9 protein-coding genes are annotated in these 18,682 nt (G+C 67.0%); 7 read left to right on the plus strand and 2 right to left on the minus strand.

All coding sequences use genetic code 11. The features are described from left to right. Window positions 1-105: 105 nt before the first annotated feature. The 5 genes from LQ955_RS18555 (at window position 106) to LQ955_RS18575 (ending at window position 12,132) form a co-directional block, all read left to right on the plus strand. Window positions 106-3,522, plus strand: a complete 3,417-nt coding sequence (locus LQ955_RS18555; protein WP_231025956.1) for an efflux RND transporter permease subunit — start codon at window positions 106-108, stop codon at window positions 3,520-3,522. A gap of 99 nt (window positions 3,523-3,621) precedes the next feature. Further along, complete coding sequence (locus LQ955_RS18560) at window positions 3,622-4,242, plus strand: TetR/AcrR family transcriptional regulator (RefSeq protein WP_231025957.1); 621 nt, start codon at window positions 3,622-3,624, stop codon at window positions 4,240-4,242. 11 nt (window positions 4,243-4,253) lie between these two features. Further along, a complete protein-coding gene (locus LQ955_RS18565) occupies window positions 4,254-7,337 on the plus strand; it encodes an MMPL family transporter (protein ID WP_231025958.1) in 3,084 nt (1,027 codons plus the stop codon). Beyond that, entirely contained in the window at window positions 7,334-9,412 is a 2,079-nt protein-coding gene (locus LQ955_RS18570) for a YhgE/Pip family protein (protein ID WP_231025959.1), read from the plus strand. Before LQ955_RS18565 ends, LQ955_RS18570 begins: the two co-directional genes overlap by 4 nt. A 284-nt stretch (window positions 9,413-9,696) precedes the next feature. Beyond that, on the plus strand, window positions 9,697-12,132 hold the full coding sequence (locus LQ955_RS18575) for a DEAD/DEAH box helicase (RefSeq protein ID WP_231025960.1): 2,436 nt from the start codon (window positions 9,697-9,699) through the stop codon (window positions 12,130-12,132). A gap of 328 nt (window positions 12,133-12,460) precedes the next feature. Here LQ955_RS18575 and LQ955_RS18580 read toward each other — a convergent pair whose 3' ends face one another. Together LQ955_RS18580 and LQ955_RS18585 are read right to left on the minus strand one after the other, a co-directional pair. Then, a complete protein-coding gene (locus LQ955_RS18580) occupies window positions 12,461-13,090 on the minus strand; it encodes a TMEM175 family protein (protein ID WP_231025961.1) in 630 nt (209 codons plus the stop codon). A gap of 98 nt (window positions 13,091-13,188) precedes the next feature. Beyond that, entirely contained in the window at window positions 13,189-14,097 is a 909-nt protein-coding gene (locus tag LQ955_RS18585) for an EamA family transporter (protein WP_231025962.1), read from the minus strand. Window positions 14,098-14,250: 153 nt separating this feature from the next. On the opposite strand from LQ955_RS18585, the gene recQ reads away from it, so the two are divergent. Continuing rightward, on the plus strand, window positions 14,251-16,200 hold the full coding sequence (gene recQ / locus LQ955_RS18590) for a DNA helicase RecQ (protein ID WP_231025963.1): 1,950 nt from the start codon (window positions 14,251-14,253) through the stop codon (window positions 16,198-16,200). Window positions 16,201-16,449: 249 nt separating this feature from the next. Then, window positions 16,450-18,600, plus strand: coding sequence for an acyl-CoA dehydrogenase family protein (locus LQ955_RS18595; RefSeq protein WP_231025964.1), 2,151 nt, complete (start codon window positions 16,450-16,452; stop codon window positions 18,598-18,600). The last annotated feature ends 82 nt before the right edge of the window (window positions 18,601-18,682 follow it).

Below are 18,682 nucleotides of genomic sequence, written 5' to 3' on the forward strand. Positions count from 1 at the left end.
CAAGGCTAGACCTGAGCATGCGTGAACAGATGCAAATGCGGGGCGCTGTGAAATGGGAGACTGAAACCCCACAGCAAACAGCTTCGCCGGCCCCGAGAGGGAAATGTGCACTTTCTCGCCGTCTTCAGCATGAAGAACCGCGCGCTCATCGCGCTCGTGACGATTGTCGTCGCCATTTTCGGCAGCATTGCGCTGACGAGCCTGAAGCAAGAGCTCATTCCGTCGATCGACTTTCCGCAGCTGGTGGTGTTGACCAACTACCCAGGCGCCGCCCCGGAGGTCGTCAACCAAGACGTGAGCGTGCCAGTCGAGCAGGCGGTGCAGGGCGTCGAAGGCATCGACACCACCTCGGCCACCTCGAGTACGAACCTCTCGATCGTGAACGCGACGTTCGTGTACGGCACGAACCTGGCCAACGCCGAGCAGAAGATCAGCCAGGCGATCAGCCGCATTCAGTCGACGCTGCCTGACGGCATCACTCCGCAGGTGCTGAGCGGCAGCATCGGCGATCTGCCGGTCATCCAGATCGCCGTCACCGGCGGCGACACCGAGAAGATGGCGGCGCAGATCAACGCGTCGACACTCACCGACATCGAGCAGGTGCCCGGCGTGCGGGCCGCGTCGCTGCTGGGCGATGTGGGCAAACGGGTGACGATCACACCCGACCCCGCCAAGATGACGGCAGCGGGGCTGACCGACACCTCGATCAAGAACGCGGTCGCGACGAACGGCCAGCTCATTCCGGCCGGATCGCTCACCGAGAACGGGCTGACCTATTCGGTGCAGGCCGGCTCGACGCTCGCGAGCGTCGCGGACATCAGTGCGCTGCCGGTGACTCCCACTAGCTCGACGGGCTCTGGCGAGGCCGGGGCTGCTGCGGCCGCAGCTGCCGCCTCTGCGGCAGGCGGATCGGTCAAGACCATCGGCGATGTGGCGACGGTCGCCCTCGTAGACAACCCGGTGACGTCGATCTCGCGCGTCAACGGACAGCCGGCGCTGACCATCGCCGTGACGAAGCTTCCGTCGGCGAACACCGTCGACGTGTCGAAGGGCGTGCGCGACCTGATCCCGTCGCTCGAGACGGCGCTGCCCGGAGCGACGTTCACGGTCGTGTTCGACCAGGCCCCGTTCATCCAGCAGTCCATCAACTCGCTCGCCGAAGAGGGGCTGCTCGGCCTGTTCTTCGCCGTCGTCATCATTCTCATCTTCTTGATGTCGATCAGGTCGACTTTGGTGACCGCCATCTCGATTCCGACCTCGGTGCTCATCACCTTCATCGCTATGCAGGCGGCGGACTACTCGCTGAACATCATCACGCTCGGCGCTCTGACCATCGCCATCGGGCGGGTGGTCGACGACTCGATCGTGGTCATCGAGAACATCAAGAGGCATCTGACGTTTGCCGAGGTGGGCGGCCCGATCACGGGCGCCCAGCGCTCTGCCGTCATCGTGGAGGCCGTTCGCGAGGTGGCCACCGCGGTGACCGCCTCGACCGTGACGACCGTCGCCGTGTTCCTGCCGATCGCGCTGTTCGTGCAGGGCACGACGGGAGAGCTGTTCAAGCCGTTCTCGCTGACCGTCACCATTGCGTTGCTGTCGTCGTTGCTCGTGGCGCTGACCATCGTGCCCGTTCTGGCGTACTGGTTCTTGGGCAGCTCGCACAAGCCGAAGAAGGCGAAGCGGGCTAAGAAGTCGGCTGCGGCGACACCGGATGCTCCGCAGACGCCTGCGCTCGCGAACACGTCAGACGCTGCCGGCTCCGACGCGGCCCCCGTCGACCTCGTGGCCGGTCGCCCCGTGCGCGACTCGCTCGCGGTCGCCACGGCTGCGCTCCCTCGCCGCAGCCGCCGACAGCCCACTGCCGTGGTCGACGACGAGAAGCCGAGCGCGTTGCAGCGCCGCTACCTGCCGATCATCAGCTGGACCCTCAAGCACTCGGTGGCAACCATGCTCATCGCGGTCTTCGTGCTGGCCGGAACGTTCGCGCTTGTGCCGTTCATGAAGACGAACTTCCTGGGATCCAGCGGGCAGAACACCCTCACGGTCACACAGACCGTACCCGTCGGCACGAGTCTCGACGCGCAGAACACGTCGGCGCAGAAGGTCGAGGCTGCGCTCAAGGGCGTCTCGGGCATCCAGACCGTTCAGGTGTCGATCGGGTCGAGCGGCTCGAGTCTTCGTGACGCGTTCGCGGGCGGCGGGGCGAACGCGATCACCTACTCGATCACGACCGACGAGAACGTGAACCAGGATGACCTGCAGAACACGGTGCGCACCGACCTCGCCGCGATTCCCGACGTCGGCCAGATCACCGTGGGCGCCTCTGCCGGATTCGGCGGATCGTCAGACATCGAGGTCGACATCACCGCCTCGAACCAGGCCGACTTGCAGACCGCCTCAGACGCGCTGCTCGCGTCGATCTCGAAGCTGTCGGGCATCACGCAGGCGACCTCGAACCTGGCGGCGACCCGGCCGTATATCGCCGTCGCGGTGGATCGTGACAAGGCGGCCGCAGCGGGGCTGAGCGAGGTCGCGGTCGGAACGCTGGTGTCGAATGCGATGCAGCCGCAGACCGTCGGCACGATCGGCATCGACGGTACGCAGCTCACCATCTACATTCAGAGCGACTCGACTCCGTCGTCCCAGGCCGACCTGGCGGCGCTGCAGATTCCGACAGTGGCCGGCCCCGTGAGGCTCGACTCGCTCGCGACGGTCTCGCAGCAGAACGGCCCCGACACCATTACGGAGTCGAAGGGCCTGCGCACGGCGGCGATCACCGCCACACCGTCGAGCGACAACCTCGGTGGCGCCAGCGCCGAGGTCTCGAAGGCGGTTGCGGACACCACGCTGCCTGCGGGCGCGGCAGCGACCCTGGGCGGCGCGACCTCCGACCAGAGCGACGCCTTCAGCCAGCTGGGCATCGCGCTGCTCGTCGCGATTCTGATCGTGTACGTGGTCATGGTCGCCACCTTCAAGAGCCTGCTGCAGCCGCTCTTGCTGCTGGTCTCGGTGCCGTTCGCGGCGACCGGCGCCATTGCGCTGCAGGTGATTTCGGGCATCCCGCTCGGCGTCGCCTCGATCATCGGCGTGCTGATGCTGATCGGAATCGTGGTGACGAACGCCATCGTGCTCGTCGACCTCGTGAACCAGTACCGCACCAGAGGGCTCCCGGTGCGGGAGGCGCTCGTTCAGGGAGCCATCCGCCGACTGCGGCCGATTCTGATGACCGCACTGGCGACGATCTTCGCCCTGGTGCCGATGGCGATCGGGCTCACCGGACACGGCGGATTCATCTCTCAACCCCTCGCGATCGTAGTGATCGGCGGACTGATCTCGTCGACCATCTTGACGCTCATCGTGCTACCGGTTCTGTACAACCTCGTGGAGGGCGCGCGTGAGCGTCGTCGAGTGCGGCGCGAGCAGCGTCTCGCCGACCGTCAGGCCGAGGCTGCGGGTCCGAAGCCGATTCTCGCGTTGTCGGCCGGCGCGTCGGCTGCGGGCGCTGACGCCGATTCCGTTTGAGAGACTTCTGTCTGAGAACGCCAGCATTCAGGCTGGGAGTCGACCTTGGATTCTGGCAATCGCCCAAATCCTGACCGAACGGTCAGCTACGGTGGCACCGTGAGTCACGCCGCACCCAGAAGTGAGCCAGCAGAAGAACTGCGGGCCGTCGCACTGCGTCTGTTCGTCGAGACGAGCTACGCGGGTGCCTCGCTGCAGCAGATCGCCGACGCGGCCGGTTACTCGAAGTCGAGCGTGCTCTATCACTTCGCGTCGAAAGAAGCCCTGCTCGAGTCTGCGCTGACTCCGGCGGTCGACAAGCTGGGCCTCGTGCTCGGCAGCAGCGTCGGCCGCATCGCCGACGAAGCCCAGCGGGCCGCCTTCGTCGAGGAGTTCATCGACTTTCTGCTTGAATACAAGCTCGAAGCACACATCATCATCAACCAGGGGCAGTCGCTCGCCGGCATCCCCACTATGGATCGGGCTCGTGACTGGATCACCCGCCTAGCTGGCTCGTTCGACAGCGAGATGTCGAGCGTGACCCAGCGCATCAGAATCGGGGTCGGCCTAGCCGGCGCCGCCTACGTGCTGGCCACTACTGCCGGTGACGCTACCGTTCACGATTCGATCGACGAGGTCAGAGCAGCCCTCATCGACGTTGTCTCAGAGCTCGTCTCGACCTTTTCTGCCCCCGCTCTTTCTGCCACTGCCCCTGCCACGCCGAACCGACTCACCCCTTAGGAGCCACGACCATGGCAACTCTGCTCTATCGCATCGGGCGCTTCTCGTACCGCCACTCGTGGCAGATTCTCGTCGCGTGGTTCGTGATTCTCGTGGGGATTCTGGGCGGTGGCCTCGCCCTCGGCGGCACGACGGTGAACACCTTCTCGATTCCCGGCACCGAGTCGCAGCAGGCGCTCGACAAGCTGACCGCGGTCTTCCCTGCCGCGGCCGGGGCGAGCGCTCAGGTCGTCTTCGAGGTTCCCGACGGCCAGACGGTGAACGATGCCGCAGACAAGACCGCCATCACGGCGACGACCGATGCGATTGCCAAGATTCCGCACGTCTCGTCTGTCATCGATCCGTATTCGCAGTACGCCGCCAACGCCATCTCGAAAGACGGCACGATCGCCTACGCCACCGTGCAGTTCGACGGGCCCACCACGAGCATTCCGCAGTCGACCATCCAGGCGGTCGAAGACGCGAAGACTCCGGCGACCGATGCGGGCATTCGTGTCGAATTCGGCGGCGACATCTTTCAGGCCGGATCAGTAGCGATCAGCCCGTCAGAGGGTCTCGGCGTGGTCTTCGCCGCCATCGTGCTGTTCTTCACGTTCGGCTCGATCCTTGCCGCCGGGCTACCGCTGCTCTCGGCGATCCTGGGTGTCGGTGTCTCGCTCGGAGCGGTGATTCTGGTCTCGGCGTTCGCCGAGGTGTCGAGCACCGCACCGACACTGGCCGCGATGATCGGCCTCGCGGTCGGAATCGACTACGCCCTGTTCATCCTGTCGCGCCACCGAACCCAGCTCGCGCAAGGCATACCACCGGAGGAGTCTGCCGCCCAGGCGGTCGCCACGGCAGGCAGCGCGGTGGCCTTCGCCGGCACGACCGTGATCATCGCTCTGCTGGGGCTGCTCGTCGTGGGCATTCCGTTCTTGAGCGTGATGGGTGTGGCCGCGGCCTTCGCCGTGTTCGTCTCCGTGCTGATCGCGATGACGTTACTGCCCGCGATCATGGGGCTGTTCAAACACCGCCTCGCGCCGAAAGAGGGCGGCCGCGTTCAGCGCCGCGCGCTCGCCGACCTGGCCGGCCACGGTGCACCCGAGGGTGCGGCGACCTCGGAGGACGCGGGCGCTTCGACCGCTGCCTCGACCACCGAATGGTCGCTCTCGGCCGAGGGCGCGGTGGATGCCCCGGAGCCCGGCTCGAAGGCCGCCAAACGCGCCGCACGTGCGGCCGCCGCCAAGCCCGTGGGCAAGTCGATGGGCGCGCGCTGGGTGGGCCTCGTGATGAAGGCGCCGATCGTGTTCGTCATCGTCGTGCTGGGAATCGTCGGAGTCGCATCGATTCCGGCGCTGAGCCTCGACCTGAACCTGCCGACGTCGGGTCAGCAGCCGCTGAACACCACGAATCGGCAGGCCTACGACATTCTCGCCAAGGGCTTCGGCCCCGGGTACAACGGGCCGCTGATCGTGGTGGCCGACATTACGCAGTCCACCGACATTCAGGGTGTGCTCACCAAGATCCACGACGAGCTCGGCACTGTGAAGGGCGTTACCTACGTGAGCCAGGGCGTGCCCGACTCGACCCTCGACACGGCGATCTTCCGGGTGATTCCGGATGCTGCGCCCGACTCTCCCGAGACGAAGGTCGTGGTGCACGACATTCGTGACATGAACGCGAAGATCACGGCCGATCTCGGCACGCCGATCGCGGTGACCGGAGCGACGGCCGTGGCGGTCGACGTCTCGAACGTGTTGACCGATGCTCTGCTGCCGTTCGGAATTCTCGTGGTGGGGTTGTCGATCATCCTTCTGGCCATGGTGTTCCGATCGATTGCGGTACCGCTGACCGCCGCCCTCGGCTTCTTGCTTTCGGTGGGCGCGAGCTTCGGCGTCTCGGTCGCGGTCTTTCAGTGGGGGTGGGGCGGCAGCCTGCTCAACATGGACACGACCGGGCCGCTGCTGAGCTTCTTACCCATCCTGCTGATGGCCATCCTGTTCGGGCTTGCCATGGACTACCAGGTGTTCTTGGTGTCGGGCATGCGTGAAGAGTGGGTGAAGACAGGTGACGCGCGAAGATCGGTGCGGGTTGGTTTCGTGCACGGCGCCCGGGTGGTGACGGCCGCGGCGCTCATCATGTTCTTCGTGTTCTTCGCCTTCGTGCCTGAGGGTACGGGTGCGATCAAGCAGATCGCCCTCGCGCTGGCCGTCGGTGTGTTCGTCGACGCGTTCCTCGTGCGCATGACGCTGATTCCGGCCGTCATGACCATGCTCGGCAAGCACGCCTGGAGCCTGCCGAAGTTTCTCGCCCGCATTCTGCCCAACGTCGACGTCGAGGGCGAGGGGCTGCGCGAGCACATCACGAGCAGCGCCTGGGCGTCGAAGCACACCGACGACGCCATCACCGCGCAGAATCTGGCCATCGCGGGGCTCGAGGGTGCCGTCGACCTCTCGGTGCCCTTCGGCGGGCTGCTCGTGGTGGGCGGCGACACGAGCTCACGCCGCCTGCTCGGTGCGACTCTCGCCGGCCGGCTACTGCCGGAACACGGCGAGCTGCAGATTCTGTCGCTGTGCGTGCCATCGGAGTCGGGTGCCATCAGCCGCCGGGTCTCGCTCGTCGACGTCTCCTCTGCACGCCCCGACCTCGATACGACGGTGGGCGCCGCTCTGCGTGAGCGCATCAGCTTGTCGAAGCACTGGCTCAACCCGTGGGTGTCGAAGGCCGAGGTGGAGAGGCGCGTGGCATCCATCACCCGTGCGCTCGAGCTCGTGCCGGGTGAGCGTGCGGTGACCGAGTCGACGACGCTCGGCGAGCTCTCCCCAGTCGCCTCTGCGGTCGTCTTCACCGAACTCGGCCTGGCCGACACGTCGGATCTGCTCGTCGTCGACACGGGCGACTTCGGCTCGCCCACCGACGAGACCGTCTTCTTGCGCGCCCTGGTCTCGCAGGTGCCGCCGCAGACGACGCTCGTCGTCGGGCTGCCGGCCCTGCCCGACGGGCTGGCTGCCACGCCGACCGCGCACGACCATGCGGCTACCGACCAGACTGCGCCGCGGCCCGTCAGCACTATCGAACTCTCTCACCCTGCCCGCCAGGAAGGATCACTGCGATGACGTCACCGCACTCCGCCGATACTCACATCTCAGCGGCGCCCACTGCCGAAGCCCCGGCACGCTCGCACCGGCGCCGCAGGGGGCTGTGGTTCGCCATCGGTCTGCTCGCTGTCATCGCCATTCCGCTCGCCGCGGCCGGGTTGTTCTCCGGCGCATTCTCGAGCGTGAGCACGAACATCAATAAGGTTCCGGCGGCGCTCGTGAACAACGACAAGCTGATCACGACGACCGCCGCCGACGGCACGAAGTCGACCGTCTATGCGGGTCGCGGTCTGGTCACCCAGCTCACCGGCCCCGACCCGAGCGGCTTCGACTGGAACGTCACCAACACGGCCGACGCTGCGGCCGGGCTCGCCGATGGCAAGTACTACGCGGTGCTCACCATTCCCGAAGACTTCTCGCAGCAGGTGAGCAGTCTCGGCACGCCGACTCCGCAGCAGGCGTCGATCGACATCGCCACCGACAACTCGCACGGTTACCTCTCGAGCGTCATTGCGACCACGGTCGGCAACTCGATTCAGGCCGGATTCGGCCAGACCGTGACCGCCCAGGTGCTGACCGGCGTCTATACCGGCCTCGGTACGGTCGGCACGCAGCTCTCGACGGCGGCCGACGGCGCAGGCAAGCTCGCCACGGGAGCGAACTCGCTCACCGACGGACTCAACCAGCTCTCGACCGGAGCCGCCAGTGCGGCCAGCGGCGCCGCATCGCTGAGCTCGGGCGTGACCGCCTACACGGGCGGTGTCGATCAGCTCGCCAGCGGTCTGTCGACCCTCGACGACAACGCCGGGAGCCTGTCGCAGCTGTCGAGCGGGGTGACGCAGTACACCGACGGCGTGAGCCAGCTCTCTGACGGCGCCGATCAGCTTTCGCCGGGCATCCTCGCCGCCATCTCGTCGAACCCGTACCTCACCGCAGCACAGAAGAGCCAACTCAGCGGCGGCTACTCGGGCCTGCAGAGCGGCCTCAGCCAAGCTTCCGGCGCCGGCTCGACCCTGTCGAGCTCGACCTCGTCGGGAGTGAGCCAGCTGCAGTCGGGCATCTCGCAGCTCTCGTCGGGCGCGAACCAGCTCTCGGACAACTCGGCTGCGGTCGATTCGGGCGCCTCCGGGCTCTCGAGCGGCCTGGCGCAGCTCGCGACGGGCACGCAGCAGTCGGCGGCCGGGTCGGCGCAGCTCGCCACCGGCATCACCACGCTGCAGACCGGTCTGCAGACCGGCGCGGATTCGCTCAAGAACAACACCGCGACCGACCCGGCTGCGGCCGCGAAGATCGCCGCGAACCCGATCGCCGTGAACGTCACCGCGATCAACCCGGTGAGCGGCATCGGTCAGGTCATCGGCATTCTGATCATTCCAGCGGGGCTGTGGATCGGCGCGCTCGCGGTGTTCCTGTTCTTCCGTCCGCTCAAGAGCGCCGTGCTCGCGAGTTCTGCGTCGACCACTCGTCTGGTGGCACGGGTGTTCGCCCGGGCATCCGGTCTCGGCGCAATACAGGTGCTGCTCGTGATGCTCTACCTGTATGTGTCGATGGGTGGGGGCTGGTCGACGCTGCCGGCCGCGTTCGGCTTCTCTCTGCTGGTGTCGCTGGCCTTCATGGCGTTCAACCAGTTCTTGACGACGGCCTTCGGGCGGGTCGGCATCATCGTGTCGCTCATTCTGTTCGCGGTGCAGATCGCGACCACGGCCGGGCTCTACCCCGTGCAGATTCTGGCCGGGCCGTTCCAGGTGGTGAGCGCGTTGTCGCCGATGAGTTATGCCGTCTCCGGGCTGCAGGGCATTCTCACGGGGGGCGATTCGGGGCCGGTGTGGACGAGCGTCGTGGTCATGGCCCTTATTCTGCTGGTGAGCCTGCTGCTGTGCGGCTTCGCTCTGGCGCGGCGGCGCAGTCCGATTCGCACGGGGTGGCTGCTGGTGGGGGCGGATGCTCGGCCGACGACTCCGCGTACACCCTCTTCCGACGATCCGTCGTCGGGCGAGGGGGTCGAGGCCGAGCATCCGGGGCACGCGCATGCTCATGCGCCCGGCGCTTCCGGCGCGTCTGCGCCTTCAGCGAAGCCGGGCCTCGCCACCTGACCCTCGCTATTCGGTGGCGGGTCGTGTAATGTTGACTGGTCGGCTCTTGACACCGCGATGTGCGGATGGGTTTGTAAGTCAGGTGGGCCGGTTTCTCGCACGTACGTGATGGGCGCGCTGCAATATGGATGCGGTGTGCAAGGTCCTGAAGTTTCAGGGCGTGCTGCGGGGAGATCACACGTATGTGAAACGGCCCCGGCCAAAGACTGCCCGGGTTCAGCAAATGTCAATCGCAAAGGTATTGACCGCTTTGCCATGCAAATTGAAAAAACCCGGAAAGAACTATGTCCGAATACTCGAAGAAGCCCGCCAACGGCGGCAATAAGTTCACGGGAGCCAAAGGCTCCTCTTCTGCAGCGGCCGGCTCGCGCAGCGCAGGTCACCGCGGCTACAAGCCCGCCGAGGCCGGTGCACCCAAGAAGGCTCGCTGGAACGCCGACGAGCGTGCCGAGCGCGGCTCTGCGCCCACGAACCGCGGCCAGCGCCCCAACTGGGAGCCGCGCGCGGCGACCCCGACGCGGGAGAGCAACTACAGCAACCGCGGCGAGCGCCCCGCTTACGGCGACCGCAACGACCGTGGCGCCTCGACGGGTCGTCCGTCGTACGGCGATCGTGGCGCATCCACTGGGCGCCCCTCGTATGGTGACCGCAATGACCGTGGTGCGTCGACCGGCCGCCCTTCGTACGGTGACCGCAACGCGTCGAGCGATCGCGGTGGGCGCGGCGAGCGCCCCTCGTATGGTGACCGTAACGACCGTGGTGCGTCGACTGGTCGTCCCTCGTACGGTGACCGCAACGACCGTGGCGCCTCGACGGGCCGTCCCTCGTACGGTGACCGCAACGCGTCGAGCGAGCGCGGTGGCCGCGGCGAGCGTCCTTCGTATGGTGACCGTAACGACCGTGGTGCGTCGACGGGCCGTCCCTCGTACGGCGACCGCAACGCGTCGAGCGAGCGTCCGTCGTACGGCGATCGCCCCGCTCGCACGGAGCGTCCGAGCTACGGCGACCGCGGTGCATCCACGGGCCGCCCGGCTTACGGTGACCGCAACGCGTCGAGCGAGCGCCCCTCCTACGGCGATCGCCCTGCTCGCACGGAGCGTCCGAGCTACGGCGACCGCGGTGCATCCACGGGCCGCCCGGCCTACGGTGACCGCACCGAGCGTCCGTCGTACGGTGACCGCCCGGCCCGCACCGAGCGTCCGTCGTACTCCGACCGGCCTGAGCGCACGGAGCGTCCCTCCTACGGTGACCGCCCGGCTCGCGCCGAGCGTACCGAGCGCCCCTCGTACGGCGACCGCGGAGCATCCGCCGGCCGCAGCGAGCGCCCCAGCTACAGCGACCGCCCCGCGCGTTCGTTCGACGACCGTCGCGACTCGAACACCGACCGTGCCGCTCGTGGCAGCGACTTCTACCCGAAGCGCGACAGCAACGGCTACGCAGCGGCTGGAGCCGTGGCATCCGGTGCCGCCGCCGGCCGGTTCGGTGCACAAGACGACGTCGTGCTCGAGCGTCTCGAAGCCGAAGTGACCACCGCGTCTGACGTGGTCGACAAGACCTTCGGCGACCTGGGCCTCGGCGACAACATCACCCGCCAGCTGGCCGGAATGGGTGCGCCTACGCCGTTCCCGATTCAGGCAGCGACCATTCCCGACGTTCTCGCCGGTAAAGATGTTCTCGGCCGCGGCAAGACCGGATCGGGCAAGACCATCGCCTTCGGCGCCCCGCTCGTCGAGCGCCTCATGGAGAACGACGGAGCCAAGGGCCGCAAGCCCGGTCGCCTGCCGCGCGCGCTCATTCTGGCCCCGACCCGTGAGCTCGCGATGCAGATCGACCGCACCGTGCAACCCATCGCCCGTTCGGTCGGCCTGTTCACCACGCCGATCTTCGGCGGGGTTCCGCAGTACAAGCAGGTCTCGGCGCTGCAGCGCGGTACCGACATCATCATCGCCACCCCCGGCCGCCTCGAAGACCTCGTGGAGCAGGGTCGTCTCGACCTCTCGCAGGTCAAGATCGTCGTTCTCGACGAGGCCGACCACATGTGCGACCTCGGCTTCTTGGAGCCGGTGCAGCGCATCCTTCGTCTGACCGCCCCTAAGAGCCAGAAACTGCTCTTCTCGGCCACCCTCGACAAGGGTGTCGCCCAGCTCGTCAACGAGTTTCTCGTCGAGCCGGCCGTGCACGAAGTCGCCGGCGAAGACCAGGCGTCGTCGACCATCGACCACCGCGTGCTGCTCATCGAGCAGCGCGACAAGCGCGCCATCATCGAGCAGCTCGCCTCGGGCGAGGGCAAGACGCTGATCTTCGCCCGCACCCGTGCGTTCGCCGAAGAGCTCGCCGAGAACCTCGACAACGCCGGAATCCCGGCCACGTCGCTGCACGGTGACCTCAACCAGTCGCGCCGCACGCGCAACCTGCAGCTGCTCACCAGCGGCCGGGTCAACGTGCTCGTGGCGACGGATGTTGCAGCCCGCGGCATCCACGTGGACGACATCAACCTGGTCATCCAGGCCGATGCGCCCGACGAGTACAAGACCTACCTGCACCGCTCGGGCCGTACGGGTCGCGCCGGCAAGCAGGGCACGGTCGTCACGCTGATCTCCAAGTCGCGTCGCCGTCGCATGGACGAGCTGCTCGAGCGCGCCGACATCGAGGCCGTCATGGAGCCCGCCGCCCCCGGCGACCGGCTCATCGATTCGCTGCAGAGCGTGGGCGCTGTATAAATTTGTGCGCCGCCGCTTCTGCGGCGCACAGTGCGAGTGGTTGCTCGAAGCTCTGTTTCGGCCGCTACCGACGCTGAACGCGACGAGCGTGGTCGCCGCGTTCAGCTGACCTCGTGGGTCGGGTCGGCTTCGCTTCGCGTAAAAGGGCTTCGGATGCTCTCGCCTTCGGGCGAGCATCCGGAGCCCTTTTTCGTACTTACGTGCGGCGGCGCACACTTCGGAGCAACTGCGGCTACTCGAGCGGGCGCGCATGTTCCCACCTGCGCGCCCCTTCGAGCTGGTGCGCACGTGCTGCAGTGGCGCGGACCCGCCGGCCGCGAGGGCGAAATCAGCTGATGGAAGCTTTGTCTTTGCCACGGGCGCGGCTGCGGCGAACCCATTGACGCTCGAAGAAGCCCGAGAAGAAGAGGATGAGCAGCGCCCACAGCCCGACGCCCGGAACGCTGACGGCGACGATGAGCGCCGCGGTCATGGCGACGGCGGGTATCAGAGCGGGCGAGAGCAGCAGACTGCCGCGCACCGATTCGAGCTGCAGTTCGGGCGTTCTGACGATGATCAACTGCTGCACAAGGCCGGCATACGTCGTCACGACCATCGTGCCGATGTAGAGCGCCGCTGTCACCGTGTTCGAACCCGAACTCTGCCCCAGCAGCTCGGTCGGGAACGGTAGAAAGGCGATGGTCAGCAGCCAGACGAAGTTCACCCAGACCATCGGAATGGTGTACCCGTCGATCGATCGGTACAGCCGGTGGTGGATCAGCCAGAAGTCCGCGATCACGGCAAAGCTGAGCACGAACAGAAAGAGCTGTTCGGAGTGGTCGGCGAGAAACTCAGCCGGTGAGGCGCTGCCGATGTTTCCGGCGTCGTCGACGAGCGGCAGGATGAGAAGCGTGACCGCGATAGCGATGACGGCGTCGCTGAGGTTGACCAGCCGGTCGTATCCGCGCTTGTAGACCATGCTGCCATTATCGCGCCTCGCGCTGTGCTCTTCACGCGATGCGGCCGCCGCGGCCCGCGCGGCCTCCGCCGTCTCCGCGGCGTCGCCACTCGCGCTCATCACCCGAGGGCGAGCATGCCTGCCGCGACGAGCGCCAGCACGAGGCCGACGGCCTGCACGGCGGCGATGCGCTCCCGCAGCACGATGGCGGCGAGCACGATGGTTCCGGCCGGATACATGGCGGTCAGAACCGACATCACGGCGAGGTCGCCGAGGTGGATGCCCGTCAGCAGCAACACGTTGGCGGTAGCGTCGAACACCCCGCAGCCGATGGCGAGCAGTAGTGCGGCCCGGGTGATGCGTGCAGGCCCGGGGCGGGCATCCGGTACCGCCGGGCGCCCGCGCGACGCCCGGCGACCGCGTGCCGCCAGGCGCCCGCGCAACGCCAGCACCCCCACCGCGCTGAAGAGCAGCGCGGCGTTCACTCCGCGGTTGAAGAGCAGCGGAACGATGCCCGAGTCTTTCGGCGTCTGGTCGATGAACACGAGAAACAGGCCGAGCAGCGCGCCCGACGCCGTCGCCATGAGCAGCGCCTTCGCCGAGGGGCGAACCGCACTCTTCTCGGGAACGAACCCCACGAGCACCACCGCCACCAGCGCCACAGCGAGGCCAACGTAGCCGAGAACCCCGAAGCGTGATCCCGTCAACAGGCCGAAAGCGAGCGGCACGATCGCCGTCATGATGGCCGTCAACGGCGACAGGATGCTCATCGGTCCGATGGCCAGGCAGGCGTACAGCAGCGAAAGTGCGACCGCCCCCGAGACCCCCGAAGCCGCGCCCCAGAGCACGGCCGGCCACGACCACGACCCGCCGAGCACTGGATAGACCGCGAGCAGAATCAGCAGCCCGGTCGCCGCGCTGAGGGCAGTGACGAGCACCGGACTCACCCGCTTGGCGGCCAGCCCACCGAGAAAGTCGGAGCCACCGTAGACGAAGGCGCCGACGATTCCCAGCACGACTGCAACCATTGAACCGAGCTTAGAGGGCGCACCGTGAGCTCGCCGACCTGGCCGCTGCGTGAAGAACGCGTCACAGATCGCCGTGATGTCTGTGGAGGGAAAGTTCTCCACAGCCTCGGCCCTCCCGGCGTTTCTGTCGGTGGGCGAACCTAAACTGAGGGAATGACTTTGAACCTGCAGGCCGGCGTGCCAGCGGCCGCATCGCCCGTCGAGGCCGCCGAGGCCCTGCGCGGCGCCGCGGCCGGCGTCTCCGACCCGGGTGACGCCGCCCTGGGCGCAGAGGCGCGCGCGGTACTCAAGCGTGTGTTCGGGTACGACGACTTCCGCGGCGATCAGGCGGCGGTCATCGAACAGGTCTCGGCCGGCGGTGACGCGGTCGTGCTCATGCCGACCGGCGGCGGCAAATCGCTGTGTTACCAGATTCCTTCGCTGCTGCGCGAGGGCACCGGCGTCGTCGTCTCACCGCTCATCGCGCTCATGCAAGACCAAGTGGATGCCCTGCTGGCCGTCGGCGTACGAGCGGCCTTCCTCAACTCCACCCAAGACTCCTTCGAACGAACCCGGGTCGAGAACGCCTATCTCGCCGGCGAGCTCGATCTGCTCTACGTCGCACCGGAACGCCTCGCCTCCGAGTCGACCAAACGCTTTCTCGAGAACGGCACCATCGCGCTCTTCGCCATCGATGAGGCGCACTGCGTCTCTCAGTGGGGGCACGACTTCAGGCCCGATTACCTCGGGCTGTCAGAGCTGGCCGATCGCTGGCCAGAGGTTCCGCGCATCGCGCTCACCGCCACGGCGACCGATGCGACGCATAAAGAGATCACGGAGCGGCTGAAGCTCGGCCGCGCGCAACACTTCGTGGCGAGCTTCGACCGCCCGAACATCCAGTACCGCATTGAGAACAAGGGTGAGGTCAGGCGGCAGCTGCTGTCGTTGATCCGCAGCGAGCACGACGGCGACGCGGGCATCGTCTACGCACTTTCGCGCAAGACGGTCGAGCAGACCGCGCAGTTTCTTGCGGCGAACGGCGTGAACGCGCTGCCCTATCACGCCGGACTCGACGCCGGCCTGCGCGCCCGAACGCAGTCACGGTTCCTGCGCGAAGACGGCGTGGTCATCGTCGCCACCATCGCGTTCGGTATGGGCATCGACAAGCCCGATGTGCGGTTCGTCGCGCACATCGACCTGCCGAAATCGGTCGAGGGCTACTACCAAGAGACCGGTCGCGCCGGTCGTGACGGCATGCCGTCGACGGCCTGGCTCGCCTATGGCCTGCAAGACGTGGTGCAGCAGCGGCGCATGATCGAGCAATCGCCCGGTGATCTGTCACACCGCCGAAAGCTGTCTTCGCACCTCGACGCGATGCTCGCGCTGTGCGAAACCGTCGACTGCCGACGGGTGAACCTGCTCGGCTACTTCGGTCAGCAGAGTGTGCCCTGCGGCAACTGCGACACCTGCCTGCAGCCGCCGCAGTCGTGGGACGGCACGGTCGCCGCCCAGAAGCTGCTCTCGACGGTGGTGCGGCTGCAGCGCGAGCGAAACCAGAAGTTCGGCGCGGGCCATCTCATCGACATCTTGCGCGCGAACAAGACGCCGCGCGTCGATCAGTACGGGCACGACGAGCTCACGGTCTGGGGCGTCGGCTCCGATCTCAGTGAACAGCAGTGGCGCGGGGTCGTGCGGCAGTTGCTCGCGAAGGGGCTGTTGGCTGTGAACGACGACGGGTTCGGCACGTTGGTGCTGTCTCCGACGAGTGCCGATGTGCTCAGCGGCGCGCTGACGGTGTCGATGCGCACCGAGTCCGAACGGGCATCCGGTGCCGGCGGGGCGGGCGGCGGGGGCGGTTCGCGGGCGGCGCGGGCGAAGGCCGCCGTTGCAGACCTGCCCGACGACGCGATTCCGCTGTTCGAAGCGTTGCGAGTCTGGCGCGGAGCCACCGCGAAAGTGATGGGCGTGCCCGCCTACGTCATCTTTCACGACGCGACGCTGCGCGAGATCGCGTCGCGACGCCCGGCTTCGCTGGCCGACCTCGAGGGCCTGAGCGGAATGGGTCAGAAGAAGCTCGACACCTACGGCGAAGAGGTTCTGGCGGTCGTTGCAGCGACGCCGTAGGCGCGAGGTCGGCGTGCCGTGTTTGTGTGACTTCTGATGTGATATTGCCCGCGGCTTGTAGGTTTCCGCACGTGTCGACGCGCTCGGTGGAGCGCGATTTGTAGCCCCGACACTGACCGTTTTGTGCCCGAAACGGCTGCTCGTACTGTTGCATCGACGAACGATTCTGCCGCCGGCGTCGTCGAAGCGACAGAGCACATCCAGAGCACATCCAGAGCACATCCAGAGCGCGAAAGACGAGGGCCATCGATGGCTAATGCGGTTGACACCACGGTTGAAGCAGGCAAGCGCGAAGCAGGCAAAGGCAGCGCCGCTTCGGCGCCAGCACCTCGTGGCACGGGCAAGCGCACCGCCGCTGGGCGCAAGCGCACCGCTCCGACGGTGCCGGCGACACCCGCGGCCGCGGTCGACGTCGAGTGGCTCGGCCACTACCTGCTCGGCACCTGGGCAGAAGCGCGACTCGAGTCCCGGCGCGTGGCGGGGCGGCCTGAGCTGCAGCGAATCGAAGGTCTCACGCTGCAGGAGCACCGCGAGCGAGTGTTCGGGCAGCTTCGTCTGCTCGTCGACGAGGGCGCGGTGAACAAAGCGTTTCCGAAACGGCTCGGTGGGCAAGACGACCACGGCGGCAACGTCGCCGGTTTCGAAGAGCTCGTGACTGCCGACCCGTCACTGCAGATCAAGTCGGGCGTGCAGTGGGGGCTGTTCGGTTCGGCCGTGCTGCACCTCGGAACCGAGTACCACCACGACACGTTCCTTCCGGCCATCATGAACCTCGACGTTCCGGGTGCGTTCGCCATGACCGAGACCGGGCACGGTTCCGACGTCGCGAGCATCGGCACCACGGCCACGTACGATGCCGAACGCAGCGAGTTCGTCATCAACACGCCGTTCCGCGGTGCGTGGAAGGACTACCTCGGCAATGCGGCCGTGCACGGAACTGCGGCCGTAGTGTTCGCCCAGCTCATCACCAAGGGTGTGAACCACGGCGTACACGCGTTCTACGTTCCGCTGCGCGATGCCGACGGCAGCTTTCTGCCGGGCATCGGCGGTGAAGACGACGGTCTGAAGGGTGGCCTGAACGGCATCGACAACGGCCGGCTGCACTTCAGCGCTGTTCGTGTTCCCCGAGTCAATCTGCTGAACCGCTACGGTGACGTCTCGGCCGAGGGTGACTACACCTCGTCGATCACGAGCCCGGGGCGCCGGTTCTTCACGATGCTCGGCACCCTGGTTCAGGGCCGTGTGTCGTTGGATGGAGCATCCACTGCCGCGGCGAAGGTCGCCCTGCAGATCGCCGTCACGTACGGCAGCCAGCGCCGCCAGTTCACGGCCGGCAGCGACACCAACGAAGAGGTGCTGCTGGATTACCAGAAGCACCAGAGCCGACTGATTCCGCTGATCGCGACCACCTATGCCTCGACCTTCGCCCACGAGGTGCTGCTGACGAAGTTCGACGAGGTGTTCTCTGGAGCGCACGACACCGACGCCGATCGGCAAGACCTCGAGACGCTCGCCGCCGCTCTGAAGCCGCTGTCGACCTGGCACGGCCTCGACACCCTGCAAGAGGCACGTGAAGCGTGCGGCGGGGCGGGGTTCTTGGCCGAGAACCGCTTCACCAGCCTGCGTGCCGACCTCGACGTCTATGCGACGTTCGAGGGTGACAACCACGTGCTTCTGCAGCTCGTCGCCAAGCGACTTCTGACCGATTACAGCCGAAAGTTCGCGAAGGCCGATGCTGGGGTGCTCGCCCGCTACGTTGTCGAGCAGGCCGCCGAGCGCACGGTGAACGGCACGGGCCTTCGCCGGCTGGCGCAGAACGTCACCGACCACGGGTCGACGGCGCGGTCGGTGGGCCAGCTGCGCTCGCCGAAGGTGCAGCGTGCGCTGCTGACCGATCGTGTCGAAACCATGGTCGCCGAAGTGGCAACTCGCCTTCGCCCCGCCAATAAGGCGTCGAAGAAGAAGGCCGCCGACCTCTTCAACGCGAACCAGAACGCGATGATCGAGGCCGCCCGTGCTCACGCCGAGCTACTGCAGTGGGAGGCGTTCACCGATGCGCTCGCGAAGGTCGAAGACCCCGGCACGAAGACCGTGCTGACCTGGGTGCGTGACCTCTTCGGGCTCGGACTCATTGAGAAGCACGCCGCGTGGTACCTGATTCACGGGCGCCTCTCGCCCCAGCGCGCGCAGTCGGTGAGCGACTACATCGAGCGCCTCACGGCCCGGCTGCGCCCGCACGCCCTCGACCTGGTGACTGCGTTCGGGTACGGCCCCGAGCATCTGCGGGCTCCCATCGCGTCAGGAGCCGAGCTCGAACGCCAGAACGAGGCCCGCGACTACTACCGCGACCTGCGCGCGAGCGGCAACGCCCCCGTCGACGAGAAGGCCCTCAAGCGCTGATTCTCGGCGCGGCTCAGGCCGGGAGGGTGGCATCTGCCCCCTCCCGGCTTTTTTCTCGCACGTTATTGCGTATGACGTACAC

Origin of the sequence: Subtercola endophyticus (assembly GCF_021044565.1) — a bacterium.
Taxonomy (GTDB): domain Bacteria; phylum Actinomycetota; class Actinomycetes; order Actinomycetales; family Microbacteriaceae; genus Subtercola; species Subtercola endophyticus.

Coding starts and splice junctions, on each gene's coding strand:
- LQ955_RS18580 (WP_231025961.1), bottom strand. CDS start 13,090: ATGGTCTACAAGCGCGGATACGACCGGCTGGTCAACCTCAGCGACGCC.
- recQ (WP_231025963.1), top strand. CDS start 14,251: ATGACTTTGAACCTGCAGGCCGGCGTGCCAGCGGCCGCATCGCCCGTC.
- LQ955_RS18565 (WP_231025958.1), top strand. CDS start 4,254: ATGGCAACTCTGCTCTATCGCATCGGGCGCTTCTCGTACCGCCACTCG.
- LQ955_RS18570 (WP_231025959.1), top strand. CDS start 7,334: ATGACGTCACCGCACTCCGCCGATACTCACATCTCAGCGGCGCCCACT.
- LQ955_RS18585 (WP_231025962.1), bottom strand. CDS start 14,097: ATGGTTGCAGTCGTGCTGGGAATCGTCGGCGCCTTCGTCTACGGTGGC.
- LQ955_RS18575 (WP_231025960.1), top strand. CDS start 9,697: ATGTCCGAATACTCGAAGAAGCCCGCCAACGGCGGCAATAAGTTCACG.
- LQ955_RS18595 (WP_231025964.1), top strand. CDS start 16,450: ATGGCTAATGCGGTTGACACCACGGTTGAAGCAGGCAAGCGCGAAGCA.